The 20,210-nt window shown below is 40.3% G+C and carries 18 protein-coding genes; 13 read left to right on the top strand and 5 right to left on the bottom strand.

The features are described from left to right. Nucleotides 1-227: 227 nt before the first annotated feature. Entirely contained in the window at nucleotides 228-557 is a 330-nt protein-coding gene (locus tag N0M92_RS06405; RefSeq protein ID WP_260284966.1) for a four-helix bundle copper-binding protein, read from the bottom strand. A gap of 177 nt (nucleotides 558-734) precedes the next feature. On the opposite strand from N0M92_RS06405, the gene N0M92_RS06400 reads away from it, so the two are divergent. Together N0M92_RS06400 and N0M92_RS06395 are read left to right on the top strand one after the other, a co-directional pair. Then, nucleotides 735-1,124 carry a DUF948 domain-containing protein gene (locus N0M92_RS06400; RefSeq protein ID WP_260284965.1) on the top strand — a complete coding sequence of 130 codons (390 nt, stop codon included), beginning with the start codon at nucleotides 735-737 and terminating at the stop codon, nucleotides 1,122-1,124. 96 nt (nucleotides 1,125-1,220) lie between these two features. Beyond that, the gene (locus N0M92_RS06395) at nucleotides 1,221-1,586 is read left to right on the top strand and encodes a DUF948 domain-containing protein (protein ID WP_260284964.1); all 366 of its coding nucleotides are present in this window, start codon (nucleotides 1,221-1,223) and stop codon (nucleotides 1,584-1,586) included. A gap of 206 nt (nucleotides 1,587-1,792) precedes the next feature. Here N0M92_RS06395 and N0M92_RS06390 read toward each other — a convergent pair whose 3' ends face one another. After that, nucleotides 1,793-1,984 carry a DUF3934 family protein gene (locus N0M92_RS06390; protein ID WP_260284963.1) on the bottom strand — a complete coding sequence of 64 codons (192 nt, stop codon included), beginning with the start codon at nucleotides 1,982-1,984 and terminating at the stop codon, nucleotides 1,793-1,795. A gap of 160 nt (nucleotides 1,985-2,144) precedes the next feature. Next, nucleotides 2,145-3,476 carry an oligosaccharide flippase family protein gene (locus N0M92_RS06385; RefSeq protein ID WP_260284962.1) on the bottom strand — a complete coding sequence of 444 codons (1,332 nt, stop codon included), beginning with the start codon at nucleotides 3,474-3,476 and terminating at the stop codon, nucleotides 2,145-2,147. Between the two features lie 363 nt (nucleotides 3,477-3,839). Here N0M92_RS06385 and N0M92_RS06380 point away from each other — a divergent pair, with 363 nt between their 5' ends. Beyond that, complete coding sequence (locus N0M92_RS06380) at nucleotides 3,840-4,118, top strand: hypothetical protein (RefSeq protein ID WP_260284961.1); 279 nt, start codon at nucleotides 3,840-3,842, stop codon at nucleotides 4,116-4,118. A gap of 325 nt (nucleotides 4,119-4,443) precedes the next feature. Here the strand turns inward: N0M92_RS06380 and N0M92_RS06375 are convergent, their stop codons facing one another. Together N0M92_RS06375 and rocF are read right to left on the bottom strand one after the other, a co-directional pair. After that, the gene (locus N0M92_RS06375) at nucleotides 4,444-5,880 is read right to left on the bottom strand and encodes an amino acid permease (RefSeq protein WP_260284960.1); all 1,437 of its coding nucleotides are present in this window, start codon (nucleotides 5,878-5,880) and stop codon (nucleotides 4,444-4,446) included. A 372-nt stretch (nucleotides 5,881-6,252) separates the two neighbouring features. Further along, nucleotides 6,253-7,206, bottom strand: a complete 954-nt coding sequence (gene rocF, locus N0M92_RS06370) for an arginase (protein WP_260284959.1) — start codon at nucleotides 7,204-7,206, stop codon at nucleotides 6,253-6,255. A gap of 493 nt (nucleotides 7,207-7,699) precedes the next feature. Here rocF and N0M92_RS06365 point away from each other — a divergent pair, with 493 nt between their 5' ends. The 10 genes from N0M92_RS06365 (at nucleotide 7,700) to N0M92_RS06320 (ending at nucleotide 20,101) form a co-directional block, all read left to right on the top strand. After that, the gene (locus N0M92_RS06365; protein WP_260284958.1) at nucleotides 7,700-9,772 is read left to right on the top strand and encodes a helix-turn-helix domain-containing protein; all 2,073 of its coding nucleotides are present in this window, start codon (nucleotides 7,700-7,702) and stop codon (nucleotides 9,770-9,772) included. Nucleotides 9,773-10,113: 341 nt separating this feature from the next. Continuing rightward, nucleotides 10,114-12,297, top strand: a complete 2,184-nt coding sequence (locus N0M92_RS06360) for an acetate--CoA ligase family protein (RefSeq protein ID WP_260284957.1) — start codon at nucleotides 10,114-10,116, stop codon at nucleotides 12,295-12,297. A 7-nt stretch (nucleotides 12,298-12,304) separates the two neighbouring features. Further along, complete coding sequence (locus tag N0M92_RS06355; protein ID WP_260284956.1) at nucleotides 12,305-12,763, top strand: MaoC family dehydratase N-terminal domain-containing protein; 459 nt, start codon at nucleotides 12,305-12,307, stop codon at nucleotides 12,761-12,763. A gap of 75 nt (nucleotides 12,764-12,838) precedes the next feature. Continuing rightward, nucleotides 12,839-13,255 carry a MaoC/PaaZ C-terminal domain-containing protein gene (locus tag N0M92_RS06350; RefSeq protein WP_192204747.1) on the top strand — a complete coding sequence of 139 codons (417 nt, stop codon included), beginning with the start codon at nucleotides 12,839-12,841 and terminating at the stop codon, nucleotides 13,253-13,255. A gap of 13 nt (nucleotides 13,256-13,268) precedes the next feature. Then, nucleotides 13,269-14,432, top strand: a complete 1,164-nt coding sequence (locus N0M92_RS06345) for a thiolase C-terminal domain-containing protein (protein ID WP_260284955.1) — start codon at nucleotides 13,269-13,271, stop codon at nucleotides 14,430-14,432. An 11-nt stretch (nucleotides 14,433-14,443) separates the two neighbouring features. Continuing rightward, complete coding sequence (locus tag N0M92_RS06340) at nucleotides 14,444-14,860, top strand: Zn-ribbon domain-containing OB-fold protein (protein WP_260284954.1); 417 nt, start codon at nucleotides 14,444-14,446, stop codon at nucleotides 14,858-14,860. 39 nt (nucleotides 14,861-14,899) lie between these two features. Beyond that, nucleotides 14,900-16,096, top strand: a complete 1,197-nt coding sequence (locus N0M92_RS06335) for an acyl-CoA dehydrogenase family protein (RefSeq protein ID WP_260284953.1) — start codon at nucleotides 14,900-14,902, stop codon at nucleotides 16,094-16,096. Between the two features lie 21 nt (nucleotides 16,097-16,117). Further along, a complete protein-coding gene (locus tag N0M92_RS06330; protein ID WP_260284952.1) occupies nucleotides 16,118-17,254 on the top strand; it encodes an acyl-CoA dehydrogenase family protein in 1,137 nt (378 codons plus the stop codon). A gap of 55 nt (nucleotides 17,255-17,309) precedes the next feature. Continuing rightward, entirely contained in the window at nucleotides 17,310-18,785 is a 1,476-nt protein-coding gene (locus tag N0M92_RS06325) for an aldehyde dehydrogenase family protein (RefSeq protein ID WP_260284951.1), read from the top strand. Nucleotides 18,786-18,823: 38 nt separating this feature from the next. Beyond that, nucleotides 18,824-20,101: an MFS transporter gene (locus tag N0M92_RS06320; RefSeq protein WP_260284950.1), complete on the top strand. Its 1,278-nt coding sequence runs from the start codon at nucleotides 18,824-18,826 to the stop codon at nucleotides 20,099-20,101. The last annotated feature ends 109 nt before the right edge of the window (nucleotides 20,102-20,210 follow it).

Raw genomic sequence — 20,210 nt, 5'->3', positions numbered from 1 at the left:
CTCCTGTTTTTAATACTAGTGTGCCTAAAAATGGCGGTTTTCAATATGTGTTTTTCGTATTTTTACAAATTTCATTTGTAAAGTATTTATTTATATTAATGAAATTTCAACATAAACCTCGCTAGAATATATAGATTATATCATCATCCTTAAATAGGTTTAATAAAGTAATGGGTAGGTAAGGGGGAAGTATAAATAAAAGGAATAGCACTAAGCTATTCCTTACATCAAGCGGCTAATTTTCTGCATTCTTCTGCACATCTAAAGCATGCTTCAGCACATTTTTGACAATGTTCATGATCGTGTTTTTTACATTCGTTTCCGCAGCTTTCACAAATCTGGGCACAAACTGCAGCCAACTCTGAAATAAACGGTGTACCTCTTCTTATCGCCTGTTCTAAATAAGAGCAAATATCCGCACATTCCCGATCCAAGCGAATGCACTCCACCATCATGTTTACATGATCTTCTTTTAAGCATGCATCATAACAATGATTACACGCGGTCATACAATCATTTAAAGTTTGGATAACAGATGAATAATTCTCATGTGACATGAACAAATCTCCTCCTATAATATGATCTCTCCCTTATTATTATCCTTTAAACTTACCCTTTAAACTTCTAATAGGATAAGGTGAATGGTTCTTCTATAAAACTGACTGGACAAGCGACGGACTTTAGGGAATTAATGGAAGGGACAGTGCATAAATTTAAATGAAAGGAGTGGATATATGAAAATGTTCATTAAATTAAGTGTGGCCAGTGTCTCCGGAGCCGTCGTGTATTTGATATATAATGTCAACCAGACGCTGCGTAAAGGAATGGGAACACTCGAAGAAACAAATAAGACACTGGAAGAGGTAAGGAATGCGGTACATGGATTGACGCAAGAGTCCAAACAATTGATCCACTCTGCCAATCAAATTACAGCGGATGTTAAAGGGAAGATGGAAAATGTCGATCCATTGCTGGAATCAGCTCAAGATGTTGGAGAAATGATTCATAATGTAACCAATTCCATAAAAGAAGCGAGTTTGGAAGGCGGCCCTAAGGATTTATCCACTCCGACAGTTCCATCAACTCGAACTGAAGCTGAGGGGGTTCAAATAATAATCAAATAGTATCATCATTTATCATTAAAAAACAGGCACCCCGGGATTCACTAACCTATTTAAAGCAATCGTTTCTATTATTTAATTTAGAGGGGGAGCTTTATCTTGATAATTCAATATAGTGTGGCAGCGATCGCTTTAGCCTTCATTTGGTTGGTCGTATTTTTAATCAGTACTCTTCAAAAGGGAATGGTCACGATAGGAGAAGCCAATCAAACATTGACTGAGGTGAGAAATGCCATCCATGATTTGTCCGGCGAATCGAAACAACTATTGCAAACTGCAAATGAAATCACCGACGATGTAAAAACTAAAATGAAAACGGTTGAACCATTATTGGATTCTGCTCAGGATGTTGGTGAAGCGATACATTCAGTTACAGACTCTGTTAAAAAAGCAACTAACGGTTTCCGTACAGAGTTTACCCCCAAAAAAATCAATGCTATCAAACCCAAAAACCAATTCAGGTAAAAAGAATATATTAAAAAATGAAAGACACTGCCGGGATTTGGAGTGTCTTTTTTGATGATATGTATAATAGCTGTAGTCTTATGCTTTATATGGATATCGTCCTTGGTTTATATCTATAAGACCCATTTCTCTCATACAGATTTCTTTACACTCTGTATGAGAATATGGAACAAACATAAATTCTGTATGGAATATAGGACAAGCAATTATTTTTCTGTCTTGTCACCTGCAGCATGACTGGATGTTTTTGAGTCATTGGAATGTTTGACGCCTTTACTTATATATGGTTTCGCGCTTTTTTTCTTGTTGGCACTTGTTTTCCAACGATTCCAGCCCTTCTTGCCCGTTCCAGTGCCCGTACCTTTACCCGTTCCACTCTTAGCCTTAGCTTTACTCATGAAATCACTCCATTACAATTCTATGGTTAGTTTAAACCATTTTACTTGATTATTACCCAAGTATGTTGAAATATACAGTAACGAAGGTGATATGTACAGGGAAAGGCTCAATATTTTTAATCTTGATCGTAATAAAGCAATAACAGCAAGGATTTTTGCCTCACTTTATCGATATGGATCTTGATTTCGTCAGTAAGATGCTTATGCCGATTTTCTTGCAAATGGTCAAGTAGTGCATGAAAGTTAATAATACAGCCCCTGTATTCATTCCTAAAATGATTCCTCCCATATTAAGAGAAGCTTGAGACCCTAGGATATACATCATTAAAAAGGCAACAATATGGGACCATACGGTATGGATGAAAGCATCCTTCACTAAACCCAGGCCGATGAGATAAGCTTGCATGGGAATGACAAAAAAATGAAAAAGGAAATAAGGACATAATAATTTTAAATAGTATGCGGCAGATGTTGAAGAAAAAAAGAGGGAGGTCAAAGGTTCCGCAAAGAGGTAAATGAAAATCACAGCCGGAACTCCATATAATACGGTGAAAGACATCGATTTTTGCAATAAAACCCTCAATTTTTCCTTATCCTGCTTCTTGTATGCATTCGAAACATTCGGAATGAGCATGATCATTAAGGAATGCGCGATAAAGGCCGGAAAGAAGCCAATCGTCATCGCAACTCCAGTCAGCATCCCAAAATGCTCTGTAGCCACTACCGCACCGAATCCTGCCGAGAGAAGGGCGGTATGGATCAAAAAAGGTTGGATGGCATTCGTTATCGCATGAAAGATCCTTAACCCCATGGTGGGCAGCGAAACTTCCAATAACTTTTGTCGTGCATGTTTACCGGTTGTCCGCGAGTTCGTACCGCGCCTCATGATTCGCATTTGAAGAATCAAAAGGTTGATCAAGTATAGAAAAACGAGGAATTCACTGCCAATCAAAACAAAAAAGGCCATCAATAATGACTTTTCCTGGTTAAATTGAAATAAATTAAATATGAGGAAAAGCAAACCGAATTGAATGATATCTTTTAAAAAGTTGGATAAGGCAATCTTCCCCATTTGTTGGACACCCATGAAATAGCCCCTAGCAATCGATGAAAAGGAAACTATGGGGATCAATGTGATGAGCAGCCATTTAATATAGGGGTGGTATCTGTCCATTATGGATGAGAAGGAAAGTATGAAAGGCATGACTATACACATTACCAATACGACGACCGCAGCCATTTTAAGTGCATGAATGATAAGATTATAATGCATTGCCTGTTTATTTTCCGCAACGAATTTTGAAATGGAAATATGTAATTCAAGGCTGGCAATCACATATATCAAAAAGAAAATTGGCAATATGGACATATAAAGCCCCATACCCTCTTCGTGTAATTCCCTGGCCAGGAGCATGTTCACTAAAAATTCAATACATTCACCAAAGAACGCTGCGACAATCAAAATGAGCGTTCCTTTATAAAAAGACTTCATGTTGGCCCACTCCTAACAAGGTGTTTGTATAAAGATATGAGACATGCCATGGAATATTCATGTGGAACTGCATATCCCTGCGATACAATACGCGGTCATGCCTAGGGGAATCCTTAATAATCGTTGTTGTAAGATAAAAAATAAAATCGGGGTTAGGTTGGGTAATTGAATGAAATCGATTGGTTACATTCATTTGTTATTGGGAAATCCACATGAAAGACTTCATGGGTGATATTCCAAACAAAGTCATGTTCCCTTTGGTCGAAAGTGTCAGATGAAAGCATGAACATAAGACCGGGACTTGAATTTCGCTTTGAAATTCATGCTTTATTTTGCTATCCTTTAGCAGAGGGGATGATTTATATGAAATTCACATCTATTAGTCAATCAAATATAGATGAATTGTGCATTGCGTTTGAAAGTTGTCTTACGAAACATGATATTACATTTAAATATGTAGACATGACGGAAGATAACGGAATCATATCGTTTATTTTTTGTAATGACCCGGAAAATGCGAGATCGGTCGACATGGAAAGTGAACGTTTCATTGGATTGGATACGGATTACATAGCCAAGGAAATTTTAGAGCCTATCCTGCCTAGATTAAAGGAATATGCACAAAATAAAATCATCGATTAAGATGATTTTTTTTATTTTGATACTTGTTTTTATTGTCTAAATGGAACTGGAAATTTAACTTCCTATTATATGCGTATTATCATAACAGGGAGATGATATTTCATTGATCGGAAAGTGTTAGTTAGGGGAATTAAAAAAGGCCGGAAGGGAAAAGGAAGAATTTATAAAACGGTTTACCATTGGATAGCTTTGCAGTAAACGGTGATTAAATAAAAGAAAAACCCTAGGTTGAATACATCCAGGGTTTTTCTTCTTTGAAAAGCAATCTTTATAAATTGTAAAGATCGCTTTTCACCATTTTCACTCAACTCCTCAGCCTTCAGGATCAAATGACCATTTTTTTACCGGCATTTAATTCAACTTCTTGCTTGGGAGTTTCTATGGTCTTGTTTTTCTTCACTCTTAAGTGATAAACCGCATAACATCCAAGGAAGAATGTTCCCCCGCAATAAAGGGCCATTCGCTGCTCAGGAACAAACGCAAGACTGATCATGACGATGCAGTTTGTTAGTAAAGCAAGAATGGGGATGAATGGATATAGCGGAACTTTGAATTTCAGATTTTCTATCTTTCCGCCTTGGCGGGTATAGGATTTTCTAAAAGCAAGAAGACTGGCCGATATGGCAATCCAGCCAATTTGTGCACCTAATCCTGCAAGGGAGAGAAGAAAGACAAATATTGTTTTGGCAGCTACTACACTTGAAAGTAAAGACAAACCGGCAATTGCAAGGGTAATAAGCAAGGCATTAAGAGGAATCCCTCTCTTATTCACCAAACCGAGCTTCGGACTTGCCATACCTTCCCTAGAGAGCGAGTAGAGCATTCGTGTCGCTGCATATAGACCGGAGTTCGCCACTGACAATAGTGCTGTAAGAATGATGAAGTTCATGATGTCAGCTGCATACGGAACTCCGATACTATCTAATACAACAACGAATGGACTTTCTGAGATGCTGGCTTTTTCCCTTGGAATCATCGCCGATAATACAGTGACAGAAAGAACAAAGAAGAAAAGGGTTCTCCAAACGGTTTGTTTGATGGACTTTGGTATGACCTTTTCCGGGTTTTCACTTTCTCCAGCGGCAATTCCGATTAATTCTGTGCCCTGGAAGGAAAAGTTCACTGTAATCATTGTGATTAGCAGGGCCGATATCCCATTGGGGAAAAGACCCTCAGCGATAAAGTTGGAGAAAAATGGAGCTTCTTGTCCACCTTTCATATCAATCATTCCAAACATGGCAGCACCGCCAACGATGATGAACAGAATGATGGCCAATACTTTTATGCTGGAAAAAACAAACTCCGATTCGCCAAATGCTTTTGCTGATAAGGCGTTGAGTGAAAATATGAGAAAAGCAAAGATTGCACACCACATCCAAACGGGTGATTCGGGAAACCATCTTTGCATAAGCTGTCCTGCTGCCAAAAACTCTAAAGCAACTGTAACAGCCCAACCTAACCAGTAAAGCCATCCGATGGCAAACCCGGTTCCAGGACCGATGAACTTAGTCGCATATGTCTGAAACGAACCGGAAACAGGCATGGCAACGGATAGTTCACCTAGACAAAGCATCGTTAAATACATGATGAAGCCGCCGACTATGTAAGAGAGGATAGCACCGAATGCTCCTGCTTCATGAATGGTATAGCCTGAACCAATGAAAAAGCCCGTACCAATACATCCCCCTATTGAAATCATAAATAAATGTCTTGCTTTCATGCTCCGTTTTAATTCATTTGGTTGATTTTCTGCTGTTTTCATTGAAAAACTCCTTTACCTGATGGGTGCAAACGGTTTCATTTATGTCTGGACGTTATTAGGGAATTTGCGTATTTTACTCACAAATGTAAAAGAATTGATTTGAATCTTAGATGTTGTTGAATTCCCTAGAATAAGAGATTATTTCTGCATTTAGAGATACATAGGTTCAAATGCAGAATTAATTTCAGGTAGCGCCGCTTATAAAGAAAAGGAAGCCAAGCGTCAGGATACTAGGGATGAATGGATTCAAGTGGACCATCCTTCAATGGGTAACAAGCACCCTGTTGAAGTAGGGGCTATTTCCACTGGGCCATCAATTTAACCAAATCTCTCATAAGTTCTTACAATACCAGTTATCTAAAAAGATGTCGACTATTTAACATCAACCAGTAAATCAGTAGTATTAAATTGGTCTTCCGCTCCATAAAGTAATTTTTCCCCAAGCAATGAGCCCATTAATGCTACAGCAACTTCAGCCGTTTTGTTATGCTCGTCCAATATTGGGTTTATCTCAACAAACTCTGCTGATGTAATGATATTAGCTTCAGCTAGCATTTCCATGGCAAGATGGCTTTCACGGTAACTAATACCTCCCATTACAGGCGTTCCGACCCCCGGTGCATCATCTGGATCAAGACCATCAAGATCAAGTGATAAATGAACAAGATCCGTACGTTCCTTCAGATAGGCAATCGATTCTTCCATCACTTTTGTCATGCCCATTCTATCAATCTCATGCATCGTATAAACTTTAATTCCTTTTTCCCTGATTAACTCTTTCTCACCTTGGTCTAAAGAACGTGCACCAATAATGACAATATTTTCTGGTTTGACCTTTGGAGAATATCCGCCAATGTTAGTCAGTGCAGGGTGGCCAAGACCCAAACTTACTGCTAGGGACATACCATGTATGTTTCCTGATGGGGAAGTTTCGGCAGTGTTTAAATCTCCATGTGCATCATACCATATTACCCCTAAGTTTTCTGAATGCTTCGCTAAACCGGCTAAGGTCCCGATCGCTATACTGTGATCTCCACCTAATACTAGAGGAAAACGATTGGATTGGATGACTTCATCCACTTTTTGACTTAATTTTTCATTACCCTCAGCTACGTCCTGCAGATTCTTTAAATTTGTGTCGATATCACTTTGTGCTCTTTCCTGTATTTCTACTTTAATATCACCTTCATCACGGACAGCATAGCCAATGTTTTCTAGTCTTTCACTTAATCCTGCATATCTTATGGCACTAGGCCCCATATCCACTCCTCTTCTAGTTTGACCAAGATCCATTGGAACACCAATAATTGAAATTTCCTTCTTCATGTGTAATTCCTCCTTCGATTTTTCTTCCCTAGTATAAGGGTAAAAGGATAGATGACTCAACTCGACATTTTTTTGAATATTTATACGATTGAAAAAAGGGTAAAAGTCTTGGGTTAAATTTCCTATCATTGATTTTTCTTGAACATTAAATCATTACCATGCAGGGTATGTTCATTAATAAGAAGAGTGGTGCGAATCCCTTTAAATAAGGAATATGGTGAGATTTTCATCTCACGGATGAAAGTGGAAACTCTCCCAATCTCAATCTTTCGCTAAGGGTGATTCAGAAGGTATTGGGTATATTTTGCTAGTAACATTTATTCAGAAAAAGGAGCAATTTCACATGTAATGCATGGAAGGATTTTTCAATTTTATATGGAATATATATATAAAGACTAAAAATATTTAGTAGCTTAAAAAAATTTCGCGAATTTTTTTCATTTAACACACTGAGTACTTTGTATTTAGACGCAGTTTGAATTAGGAGGTATTCATGCTGAATAGCAATGATAGACATAGTGGAAAAATGGAACCGAACCTAAGGAATCAGAGCTTTGAGTATTTATCGAACCGCTGGTCAAGCAAAATAAATAATTTTTTGGTTCTTTGCATATATGAGCAAAACAATCAATTTCATGATTTCAATAATAAATTCAAAACACACAAGTTAAAAGATTCGAAAGGGTTTCTAACCTTTAAAGATGGATTGAATAATAAAAGTTTTGTTATTTGGGAACATGCATATAAAGAGAACGAAGAGCTATTTGCCAAGCTGAGGTTAACGGCGAGAAATGAAACATTATCACATATTGCCCAACATGTCGTATTCTATCTATTAAGTGAATATAATAGGATTTCTACTGGAAATCATGCTATTTTAAAAGATAAACATTTAATGGAAGATTCAATTTACCAAATGGAAAAAAAATTAAAAAATGATACCTTTTTGGCTGAGAAATCGGTTTGGGAGGACTTTTACAACTGGTTTAGACTGCTGGTAAAAGAATGGGTCCTTGAGGAAATAGCCTTAACAATAGGCTTTAATGAAATGGAAAGACTTGATGATCAAGCATTAAATAAGTTATTTTACAGTCATCTCACAAAACATTTTACTGAAAACACTGAATTTTTATCGAAAGTAACAGATATCGTTAATGAGTATATTAAAAATTGGATCGATAAGATCATGATTGAATTTAATATCGAAAATAATACGATCGAAAAAATAGAAAACCTGCTATGTTTTAAGAGGGATTTGCAAACATCGGAAGTACTATTATCCACGATGAGGGATTTTGCTTTCAACTTTACAATCCAAGATCATTTGCTTGTAATGAATAGTGCTCCATATCAGTCGGTTAGAGATGCAATTTATAAAAAAAAATTCGAAATCATTGGAAACAACCCTTGGCCTGCAACACCAATATTAAAGGGGAATACGGAAGGTTCCATACAAATAATCCCTTTTGGGAACGATCATACAACCTTTGAGCAGACGAATGTAAAAGAAGCTTGGAACCGTTTCCACTCTTTATCTGATGTTGATGTTGATGTTTTTGATGCTCTTTGCAGCCTTTTCTTGTCAAAGGCTGTTCATAATGAAGAAACAGTGGAGATTTGTTTAAATGACCTCCTTTCATTAAGAGGATTGAAACCAAAACTTGGTGGATTCGGACGTCGGGGTGGTTACGAAGCTAAACAGCGTGAACAAATTTTGAAATCGCTTACAAATATACAAAGCATCTGGATTAACATTAACAAAGCTACCATCTATGAAAAAGGTAAGGCTGTTCAGACAAAGCTACAAGGGAGGACATTTATTTTTAAAGATCGTGCTGGTGTGGAATATGATATATCGGAAGAAACTTGCAGGAAAAAGATAACGTTCACGATTGACAAGGTTTTCGCTAAGTATCTTAATGGCTCCGCGAGGCAAGTCGCCCTTCTTTCGATAAAGGCCCTTCAATATAATCCATATAAGCAACTTTGGGAAAAAAGGCTTACAAGATATTTAAGCTGGCGCTGGAGGACCCAAGCAAGAAAAGGAGACTTTTTACAGCCGAATAAAACCAGTACCTTAATGGAATCGATCGGTGAAAAACTAAATGACCGTACACCGTCCCGTACTAGGGAACGTTTCGAGAAAGCTTTGGATGTTTTACTGGATGATGGTGTAATCGCATCATGGCATTATGAAAAATGGGATGAATCGATAGCCGATTATAAAGGCTGGGCCAGTATTTGGCTGAATTCGATGATATTAATAGAACCGCCTGATATCATAAAGGAGCAATATCGTTCTATTGAAAAAAAACAAAGATCTCACCCTGGCAATCGGCTTACAAAGCAAGCCCCGGCTAACCTGAAGAGCAGTGATCATATTGGTGAGCAAATAAGAAATGCAAGAAAAAGACTCAACCTCTCTTTATATCAATTGGCAGAGGAGTTGGAGATATCAGCGCCATACGTTAGTAACATTGAAAGAGGTATGAAAATTCCATCCCTTAAAATTCAAAAGAAAATGAAGAAATGGCTTGAGAAACAGGAACATATTAATGAATTTTGAACAAATTGAACCCTTTCCCCATATAAGGAAGAGGGTTTTTTGTGTTGTGAAAACAGGATTTTCAAGCATACTCCTGTATGTGTTGCCATTTACACAAAAACATTGGCGTTTATCTCGTTCCAATGTCGGGGCTATCACTGTAAAAAGTCGGGGTCATCGAGAACACAAATTTTTCATTCCATTTTTTTGACCCTGCTGCAATATATGAATTTACGTCATTTACAAATAATTAACTGTCTAATGTTTTAAATGAATTTAACAAACTATGTTTTTTCAGACTATAAACGCCCTCCATGTAAGATTAGTTCAAAGATATCTTTTTATATGTAGGGGGGAAGATCATGATAGAAAATCAACATTCAAACAATTCTCATGAAACACTTGAGCCGTTATTCAATCCAAGATCCATCGCAATCCTGGGTGCCTCCAATAGTGAATACAAAATAGGGAATTTACAGGTGAAAGCCCTTTTGGATGGTCATTTTAATGGGGAGATTTATCCGATCAATCGCAAAGCAAAAGAGATTGAAGGGATAAAGTGCTATGAATCTTTGTCCGATGTCCCGAATGAAATTGATTTGGCCATTTTTTGCCTTGGGGCGAATCAGGTGCAGCAAGGATTAGAGGAATGTGCACAAAAGAAAGTGAAGGCAGCTATCATTTTTGCTGCCGGTTTTTCCGAAACAGGAAAAGAAGGCATTAAGCAACAGGATTTGCTAACAGATATTGCAAGAAAGAATGGAATACGGATAGTGGGTCCCAACTGTGTTGGATTAGTGAATTTGTCGAATGGTTTGATTGGCACTTTTTCCCCTGCCATTCAATCAGTGCCATTAAATGACCAAAGAGGGGTCGGTTATGTCTCTCAAAGCGGTGCATTTGGTGTTTTGACCTATATGGCAGCAGCTCAGAATGGATTGAGTTTCAATTACTTCGTGAGTGTAGGAAATGAGATGGAAACTGAATTCTCGGATGTAATTGAATATATGATTCATGATTCAAAAACAAGTGTGATTAGCGGCTACTTGGAGGGTGCTAAAAACCCGGATAAATTACGAAGCCTGGCAACAGAGGCATTGGATCGAAATAAACCCATGATTGTCATGAAAACCGGAAGGAGCAAGGCCGGAAGCAGAGCGGCTGCTTCTCATACAGGATCACTTGCGGGATCGGATCAAGTATATGATGCCTTTTTTAAACAAGCTGGCATCATAAGGGCCGACGATTATGAAGATATCATTTCTTTTTCGAAGCTATTCCTGTCAAAGAAGCTTCCCAATGGACGCAATACGGTAATCATCACCAGTTCTGGCGGGAGGGGTATAAATGAAGCGGATCGCTGTGAATCATACGGACTAACCATCAATCCACTCAGCTTAAAGACAATAACGGAAATCAAACGTAATCTACCTGAATATGCAAGCGCTTCGAATCCGGTGGATTTAACAGCGGCTGCATCTGTTTCCAATCCTGAGTTATTCCTTGCACCATTGCGGGCACTTGTAGAAGATCCGGATGTCGATAATATCATTTTTACTGAGTTTCCTTTTAATTGGACTGCCGAGCATCCTTTGCTTCAAGAGTTTATTGAAATTTGCAGATGCTCAGATAAATTTGTATTCATTACCACATTTCCATTAGATGGCATGACACTCCCGCCTTGTACCGCTGAGCTCGTGAAAAATGGCATACCAGTGATTCCGGGAAGCCTTAATCCGATAAGAGGGCTGGCGAAACTAGTTGAATACAGTGAATTTTATCGAAAAAACCTTGAAATTCGAGTTTCCAAAAGTACAAAGAAAATAGAGAAACAAAGCTTGCAGGACATGCTGAAACCGGGTATTACATTAAGTGAATCCGAAGCTAGTATGGTTTTGGAACGATATCGGATCGCTACCACGAAGCGTGTTATAGCTGAAAATGAAAACGATGCCATCCAATTCGCTAACAGTATCGGTTATCCAGTTGTGTTAAAGGTCGATTCGCCGGATATACCACATAAGACGGAAGCGGATGCGATTCGATTGAATGTAAGTACTGACCTTGAGGTCAGGAATGCTTTCAGGGATATGAAGCGGAATGCACTAAATTATAAACCTGAGGCTAAAATAAACGGCATTTCCGTTCAGGAAATGTTACCTGATGGTGTGGAAATCATTGTTGGCGCAAGTGATGATCCCGTATTTGGACCGGTTATCATGTTTGGTCTAGGGGGAATATTTGTTGAGATTTACAAAGATATTTCGTTAAGGATTGCTCCACTGTCAAGACAGGATGCACTTGAAATGATTGAAGAAATCAAGGGGAAGGACATTTTAATGGGAGCACGCGGGAAAGCACCGGTTGATATCGAAGCCATCATTGATGTGTTATTAAAGGTTTCCGCTTTAGTTACAGATTATAAAGATTCCATAGACGAATTGGATATCAATCCTTTGCTGGTATATGAAAACGGAATCAAAGCCGCTGATGCCATGATTGTTGTAAAAAATAATGTGAATGATAATACCGTTATTAGGGGGTAGAAAGCAAATGGAACTGGATCATTTGAACGGTTTAACGGGAGCTGAATTTATATTTGAAGTTGAAAAGAGGCATATCCGTCAATTTGCTGAGGCGATTGGTGATTTGAACCCCATATATGTGGATGAAGAATATGCAGCGAAAACTTCATATGGTGGCATTATAGCACCGCCGACATTCCCGATAGCCATTGGCCATGATAGTGGCGAAAGCCTTGACTTGGGCCTCGAACAAAGGAGAATGCTGCATGGTGAGCAGGAGTTTATTTATTCCCGCCCGATTAGACCAGGTGATAGGTTGCATTGTCAGATGAAAGTAACAGATGTATACGAACGGGAAGGCAGAAAAGGAACGATGCAATTCTTGGTACTTGATACAGAAATGAAAGATGAGTCAGGTGAAATGGTGGTCATAAGCCGAACGAATATCATTTATCGGCCCATCAGAAGTAATCATGCTCCTGTTTGAATGAACATGCTGATAGTTAAGGGGCTAAAGTATCGATGTTAATTTCCGGAAAACCGCAAGCGGGAGGAATCAGGGATGTTGAAATATGAAAGTTTACATGAAGGTCAAAGACTTGAAGCTCTCATCAAGCCAGCTGTAACCAAGGTACAACTTGTTAAATATGCCGGAGCTTCAGGAGATTTCAATCCATTACACACAGATGATGCATTCGCACAAGAGATTGGCATGCAGGGTGTGATTGCTCATGGAATGCTTGTAATGGGCTTTCTTGGTGAATATGTAATGAAACTGGCTGGTGATCATGCTGTACCGGCAACCTTTAAAATGAGATTTGGTGCCGTAACGGTACCAGGAGATCGAATCACATGTTCTGCTTTCGTTAAAAGTCTGTATGAAGAAAGAGGTCAACGCTTTGTAAGACTTGACCTTACTGCAGAAAAGGAACCAGAGCAAGTTGTGGGTTCAGGTGAAGTCGTTTTACGCATTCAATAAGGGAGGTTTTTGTATGGAAAGCATTAAAGATCGCTATGCCATTGTCGGTGTAGGGGAAAGTGAGCGTTCTAAGAATTCAGGTACAACCCCGTTACATTTGGCATTGGACGCTGCTCGAGCTGCATTGAATGATGCTGGGCTAAAAGCGAGAGATATCGATGGGTTCATGAGTTATTCTGAAAACGATTCTTGTACATCTCATCAATTAGCAACATATTTAGGGGTCCGTCCCAAATATGTAAAGGATATTCTGGGCGGGGGAAGCAGTACCGAAATGTTGATAGCTGACGCTGTTGGCTTAATCGAATCAGGTCAATTGAATACGGTGTTGATTTATCGTTCCATGAATGGACGCTCAGGGGTACGGATGGGCGGAGGCGGCTGGGATGTGAATATGCTACAAACAGCAATAGAAGGCGGAAGCTTTATCATTCCTTACGGTGCTGGCGGTCCAGCTCAGTGGTTCGGACTCTTTGCAACGCGACATATGCATGAAACCGGGCTGACCCAGGAACATCTAGGGCATGTCTGTTTAGCTTTTTACGAACATGCTCAAAGGAATCCTAAAGCATATTTCCATGGTAAACCACTAACGATGGAGGAATATCTTAAAACGCCATATTTAAGCTATCCATTTAAAAAACATGATTTCTGCCTGGAATCCGATGAAGCAAATGCAATCATTGTCACTTCAGCAGAACGTGCTGAAGGATGCAAGTCCAGGCCGGTATACATCATGGGTCTATCTGCTAGGCAGTGTGTGTCCCATGCACATTATTGGAATGATTTAACGGAAGTGGCTGCAGACTATGTAGCGCCTGAAGTATATAAAATGGCTGGAGTTAGACCTGAAGATATCGACGTTGCATCCATATATGACTGTTATAGCTGGGTTGTTCTTCGGCAGTTGGAGGCTTATGGATTTGCTCCGCGTGGAGAGGTCGGTAATTTTGTAGCCGAAGGAAACCTGCGGATCGGTGGGAAATTACCTTCGAATACCGCAGGGGGAATGCTATCGGAAGGATATACACATGGAATGAATAACGTTTTGGAAATCGTCCGTCAAGTTCGCCACGAATACAAAGGAACCGATCGTCAAGTGGAAAATTGTGAAATCGGAATCTGTACTGGCTGGGCTGGACCTGATATGGCGGGTGCCATGATTTTAAGAAATTAGGAGGGAACAAAATGGAATACCAAAAACCTATTCCGCTAAAAACACAGGATAATAGTCCATATTGGGATGGCGCGGATCGTCATGAACTGATTCTTCAAAAATGCAATTGCTGTCATCAATATTCCCATCCTCCTGGTCCGAGCTGTGCAAAATGTGGCAGTTCTGAACTTAGCTGGGAAAGCCAAGGCAACGATATTAACGGTAAAGTCTATTCATATATCGTTTCCTACCGGCCCTTTTTACCTGGATTCCAGGATGATTTACCGCTAGTGATTGCCATAGTCGAATTAGATATGTTGCCCCAGGTCAAGTTAATCGGAAATATTCTGCATTGTTCACCAGAAGAGATTGAAATGGGTATGCCAGTAAAGATGGTTTGGAAGGATATTACGGATGATCGGTCAATACCGCAATGGATTCAGGTATAGAAGTGTAATTTGCAAGCATTTAAAGGAGGAAAGTAATCTATGGATTTTTCGTTTACAACCAAAGAGGAAGAATTCCGTCTTGAATTGAGAGCGTGGCTTGAAGAAAATTTACCTGAAGGTTGGCTTGAAGGAACCAGTAATGTTTCTAAAGATGAAGGTGAGTATGCCGTTTTCCTGAGGAATTGGCAAAGGAAATTATATGAAGGCGGCTGGGCAGCGATTGCTTGGCCAAAAAAATACGGCGGTCGTGAAGCGACGTTGATGGAGGAAATAGTTTATCAACAGGAAATGGTTAGAGTAAAGGCTCCGGCACTTGTGAATTATGTAGGCATCCATATGGTGGGACCCACTCTTATGCAGATTGGAACGGACGAGCAAAAAGCAAAATATATCCAAAAAATTCTTACAGGAGAGGAAGTATGGTGTCAAGGATATTCCGAACCGAATGCTGGGTCTGATTTATCTGCCATCCAAACTAGCGCCGTAAAGGACGGAGATCGGTGGATCATTAATGGTCAGAAGGTATGGACTAGCTTTGGCCACTTAGCTGATCGATGCTTTTTACTGGCCCGGACGAATCGTTTCGATAAAAAGCATAAAGGGATAACGGTATTCCTTTTGGATATGAATCAGCCGGGGGTGGAAACTAGACCCATCATTCAAATGGATGGTCAGCATGATTTTAATGAAGTCTATTTGAATGATGCGATTGCATACGATGCTGAAATAGTTGGGGAAGTGGATGAAGGCTGGAAGGTTACGATTGCATTGCTTATGCATGAAAGAACGGGAATCGGAGCGCAAGTTTTTACATTGGAGCAACAATTTAAGGAACTTGTAGCCTTAGCCAAAGAATTGAAAGAAGATGATATGCCATTGATGGACAATCCGCTTGTTCGTCATACAATGGTAGATTTATATACTCGCACGCGCGGATCACTTTTGAACTATTATCGGAATCTGACTAAGACATTAAAAAACGGTCATCCAGGTGCAGAAGGTTCGATGGATAAATTGATGGTAAGTGAACTTACTAAAGAGCTGCTGTCCCAATCGATTTCATTACAAGGGCATAAGGGTGTTCTGTGGAAAGAAGATGCCATCTCCTCCAACTCGTATTGGCAGGATAATTATCTTTATTCTTTTGGACAAACAATAGGAGGTGGAACGAGCGAGATACAAAAGAACACAATTGGTGAAAGGATTCTAGGTTTACCGAAAGATATGGGACGTTAAAATGAAAAGGAGGGAATAAAGGTGGATTTTTCTTTAAATCAAGAACAAGAAATGTTTCGTGGATATGTCCGGAAATATTTAGATGGTGCTGGGCAAACAAAAACGGCCCGCGCATACATAGAGGGTGAAAATGGATCTCTAAGGACCTTATTATCCGGGCTTGCCGAACTGGGATGTTCAAGTATTAATATATCGGAAGATCATGGGGGAATGGGCTTAGGTCCCCTTGATTTAATACCTGTACTTGAAGAAACCGGCCGTTCTTTATTGCCAGGTTTATTTTTAGAAACGAATGCACTGGCTGTGCCATTAATAGAGAAATTCGGGACGGAAGTACAAAAAGATAGGTACTTAGCAGAAATTGCGGCTGGTACAAAAACATTCTCGCTAGCTTGGTTAGAACCAGGTGGAAGTTACGGTCCTTCTGACATTAACTTGGAGGCAAAATCCCTAAACGGTCAGCTGATATTGAGGGGAGTGAAATCAATGGTTCCCGATGCAGGGTTGGCTGATCATTATATAGTATTGGTCCGTACAGGCATAGGTAAACAAAATGATGGGATTACACTACTTATCGTCGATCGAAATGTAACGAATATTACGATGGAAAGCCAAAAAAACATTGATGAAACCCGGCATTTGGCAGCATTGTCTTTCCATGATGCTGAAATTCCCATGGGTCAGGTACTTGGATCCATGCATCAAGGTTGGGATGCCCTCCAAGAAGGGTTACTTTCTTTCAATGCAGCTCTCTCAGCAGCAATTGTCGGGTGTATGGAGAAAGTGGTAGAGATGGCAGCAGAGTATGCGAAGATCCGTGAACAGTTTGGTCAGCCCATAGGAAGATTCCAAGCGATTAAACATAGAATCGTCGATATGAAAATGGATCTCGAAACAGCTAGATCTTTAGCTTATTATGCTAACTGGGCTTTGGAAAGCGGTGCAGAAGATCGGGTTCAAGCCGTTTCCTGCGCACGAATATTTGCCACGAAAGCATTTGTACGTATTTCGTCAGACAATATTCAGATTCATGGCGGAATCGGATTTACAGAAGAAATTGATTGTCATCTTTTTGTTAAGCGTGCCAGATTCTATGAGAATTATTTAGGAAGTACTGAACAATATTACAGACAGGCAGCTACAGCATTAGATTGGTAGAAAAGTAGAATGGGTTACATTCGTGCTTTACTAAGCCGAAGGGTGGAGATGAACGTTGGAAATTTCATATAAAGTGAAAGAATTTCAGAATATGATTAATGGCAATCTGGTTCCCGCTTCTTCCGGGAAGCGGATTGAGAGCTACGACCCGTCAACTGGCAAGGTTTGGGCAACCATTCCTTGCAGTATGGCACAAGATGCTGAAGCGGCAGTAGAAGCAGCCCGAAGTGCTTTTGCCGATTGGTCCATGAGGCCAGCTATGGACCGGTCAGCTTTCCTGCGGAAAATAGGTGATTTAGTCGTAAAGCATGGTGAAGAGCTAGCTGAGTTGGAATCAAGAGACAATGGTTGGGTGATCAGGGAAACGAGCCACGGCCTCATTCCCAGCTTAGCAAGCCTTTGGTATGATGCAGCAGGTGCTACAGCTATTGGGAGTAAGGGAGATACTGTCCAATTGGGATCTGCAAGTGTAGGTTATTCATTGAGGGAACCTTTAGGGGTAGTAGTAGGAATCCTTCCATGGAACTCACCGCTTTTCACGTTTACCATTAAAGCGGCTTATGCGATTGCAGCAGGAAACGCTGTCATTATCAAACCATCAGAGTTGGCTTCTATCGCGTCATTACGATATGGAGACCTGATTAATGAAATCCTCCCGCCAGGAATCCTGAATGTCGTATCAGGAACCGGAGCGGAAGTGGGAGATACTCTAGTAAAACATCCAGATGTGAACAAAATCAGTTTGACCGGTTCTGGAGGAACGGCAAGGGCGATAGCACAATCGACCGCACGAAATCCTAAGCCGATGATTTTGGAGCTTGGTGGGAAATCGCCAAACATAGTCTTTGCGGATGCTAACCTTGAAAAAGCAGCACAAGGGGTGACGAACTATGGGATATTTAGCGGCAACGCAGGCCAACTATGTGTAGGTGGATCGAGGATTTTGATTCAAAGGTCCATATTCGATGAAATGATCATTAGGATGAAAGAAGTGATGGAACAGCAAATTCATCTGGGTGATCCAATGAATCCAGCCACTTCAATGGGACCGATCGCTAACGCTGCTCAATATGAAAAAGTCCTCTCATATATAGAATTAGGCAAAAAGGAAGGAGGGGAAATCATCATCGGTGGCCGTCATGGAGGTGTTAGCCTATTACCTGATGAACCCGAATTAGCTGATGGCTATTGGGTTGAGCCAACACTGATCAAGGTCAATAGTAATTCTCTCCGTATCTGTCAAGAGGAAATCTTCGGTCCGGTAGCGACCGTTATCCCCTTTGATACGGAAGAGGAAGCCCTCACCATAGCTAATGACAGTGATTATGGTTTAGGAGCTGGAGTATGGACCTCGAATTTGGATCGGGCACATCGGATGGTACGCAAACTGGAATCGGGTAATGTGTGGGTGAACTTGTTTCGCAGGGTGGGACCTGAACTCCCATTCGGAGGCCAAAAAAGAAGTGGATTCGGAACGGATACCATTCTTGAATATACCCGTGAGAAGACCATTTATATGGAAATAGGATGAGGGAATTCGCTGTAAATAGTGGACTGGGGGTTCTGTAGATGGCACAAGATTCTAATGGCATTTTTTATGGATGGTATGTGGTGTTGTGTGGCTTTTTCATAATGTTTGCCGGTTTCTCGATAATAAATTCCCTGCACAGTTTGTTCATGGTCCCGGTTACAGAAGATTTAGGAATAAGCAGAACAACTTTTTCCATTGCACTTTCCATTGCTGGCCTTGGAGTGGCTGTTGCTTCTCCAATCATGGGGAAACTGCTCGCTAAAGGGAATATGAAATGGATCATGTCAATTTGCGTAGTGATGGCCGGAGCAGGATTCATGTCATACTCGCTTGCCAACTCAGCTGTATATTTTTGTATCATAGGCTTTGTAATCGGCATCTGTGTTGCAGGCTTTTCCAATATTCCCATATCAATCATGTTAACCAATTGGTTTTATGAGAAAAAAGGAAAGGCCATGGGTTTGGCATTTGCGGGTTCGGGAATTGGGGCAGCGGTCCTAAGTCCGATCATTACAAAGTTAATCTCAAATTATGGTTGGAGAACGGCCTACGTAATAGCGGGGATACTGATAATTGTCTTAACATTACCCTTGGTTTTACTATTTGCAAAGAAAAGTCCCGCGGAAATGGGGCTTGTTCCACTGGGCTCTGACAACATGGAAATGGCTGAAACGACTGTGGAATCTGAACAGAAGGGCTTAACGATGAGAGAAGCAAAGAAGACGGCAATGTTTTGGATTTTCATCCTGGGAATCGTTTGTTTTGCATTGGTTGCAGGAGGGGTGCAAATGCATATCCCGGCATATCTGATCGACATAGGGCATCCAGCCATCTTTGCAGGAACCATTTTCGGAATACTATCTTTGGCAAATACGGTAGGGAAATTGATTCTAGGAGCTGTATTGGATAAGTTCGGTACGGCTGGCGGTGCCATTTATGTAGGGATTTGCATGACAATCGCAATGGCAGCACTATTGTTAGCGAAAACACAGGCATTCGCATTCCTATTCGCCATCGCCTTTGGCTTTAGCATAGTGATATCCACCTTAGGGCCTCCCTTCATGACAAATGATATCTTTGGAAAGAAAGACTTCGGCTCCATCTTTGGCATCGTGCAAGTTTTTTTTGTGGCAGCAGGTTCATTGGGAGTGATCGTTTCGGGTTTAATCTATGATTTGACAGAAAGCTATCGTGCAGCTTGGATCTTTTTCCTTTGTTTATTCATCTTCAGTATGGTTTGCGTACTAACGGCAAATGGCATGAAAAAAAAGACCATCAGCAAAATCAAAAATATTCCCGACCAAAAAATAGGATAGATTGCTAGAGAAAAAAGCCATATTGAAGGGTTTGTCTCCCGTAAACAAAAAAGGTAAAGAGCGGCAGGCTAGAATGCTGCTCTTTACCTTACTGTTAAACTAAATGATG

Origin of the sequence: Peribacillus aracenensis, assembly GCF_025175645.1 — a bacterium.
Classification (GTDB): domain Bacteria; phylum Bacillota; class Bacilli; order Bacillales; family DSM-1321; genus Peribacillus; species Peribacillus aracenensis.
The sequence above is the reverse complement of the archived record's forward strand: the minus strand, read 5'-3'. Positions and strand labels throughout refer to the sequence as shown.

What these genes read in the sequence shown, in the direction of transcription:
- N0M92_RS06405 (WP_260284966.1), bottom strand. Translation starts at nt 557, where the DNA reads ATGTCACATGAGAATTATTCATCTGTTATCCAAACTTTAAATGATTGT.
- N0M92_RS06400 (WP_260284965.1), top strand. Translation starts at nt 735, where the DNA reads ATGAAAATGTTCATTAAATTAAGTGTGGCCAGTGTCTCCGGAGCCGTC.
- N0M92_RS06390 (WP_260284963.1), bottom strand. Translation starts at nt 1,984, where the DNA reads ATGAGTAAAGCTAAGGCTAAGAGTGGAACGGGTAAAGGTACGGGCACT.
- N0M92_RS06385 (WP_260284962.1), bottom strand. Translation starts at nt 3,476, where the DNA reads ATGAAGTCTTTTTATAAAGGAACGCTCATTTTGATTGTCGCAGCGTTC.
- N0M92_RS06380 (WP_260284961.1), top strand. Translation starts at nt 3,840, where the DNA reads ATGAAATTCACATCTATTAGTCAATCAAATATAGATGAATTGTGCATT.
- N0M92_RS06375 (WP_260284960.1), bottom strand. Translation starts at nt 5,880, where the DNA reads ATGAAAACAGCAGAAAATCAACCAAATGAATTAAAACGGAGCATGAAA.
- rocF (WP_260284959.1), bottom strand. Translation starts at nt 7,206, where the DNA reads ATGAAGAAGGAAATTTCAATTATTGGTGTTCCAATGGATCTTGGTCAA.
- N0M92_RS06365 (WP_260284958.1), top strand. Translation starts at nt 7,700, where the DNA reads ATGCTGAATAGCAATGATAGACATAGTGGAAAAATGGAACCGAACCTA.
- N0M92_RS06360 (WP_260284957.1), top strand. Translation starts at nt 10,114, where the DNA reads ATGATAGAAAATCAACATTCAAACAATTCTCATGAAACACTTGAGCCG.
- N0M92_RS06355 (WP_260284956.1), top strand. Translation starts at nt 12,305, where the DNA reads ATGGAACTGGATCATTTGAACGGTTTAACGGGAGCTGAATTTATATTT.
- N0M92_RS06350 (WP_192204747.1), top strand. Translation starts at nt 12,839, where the DNA reads ATGTTGAAATATGAAAGTTTACATGAAGGTCAAAGACTTGAAGCTCTC.
- N0M92_RS06345 (WP_260284955.1), top strand. Translation starts at nt 13,269, where the DNA reads ATGGAAAGCATTAAAGATCGCTATGCCATTGTCGGTGTAGGGGAAAGT.
- N0M92_RS06340 (WP_260284954.1), top strand. Translation starts at nt 14,444, where the DNA reads ATGGAATACCAAAAACCTATTCCGCTAAAAACACAGGATAATAGTCCA.
- N0M92_RS06335 (WP_260284953.1), top strand. Translation starts at nt 14,900, where the DNA reads ATGGATTTTTCGTTTACAACCAAAGAGGAAGAATTCCGTCTTGAATTG.
- N0M92_RS06320 (WP_260284950.1), top strand. Translation starts at nt 18,824, where the DNA reads ATGGCACAAGATTCTAATGGCATTTTTTATGGATGGTATGTGGTGTTG.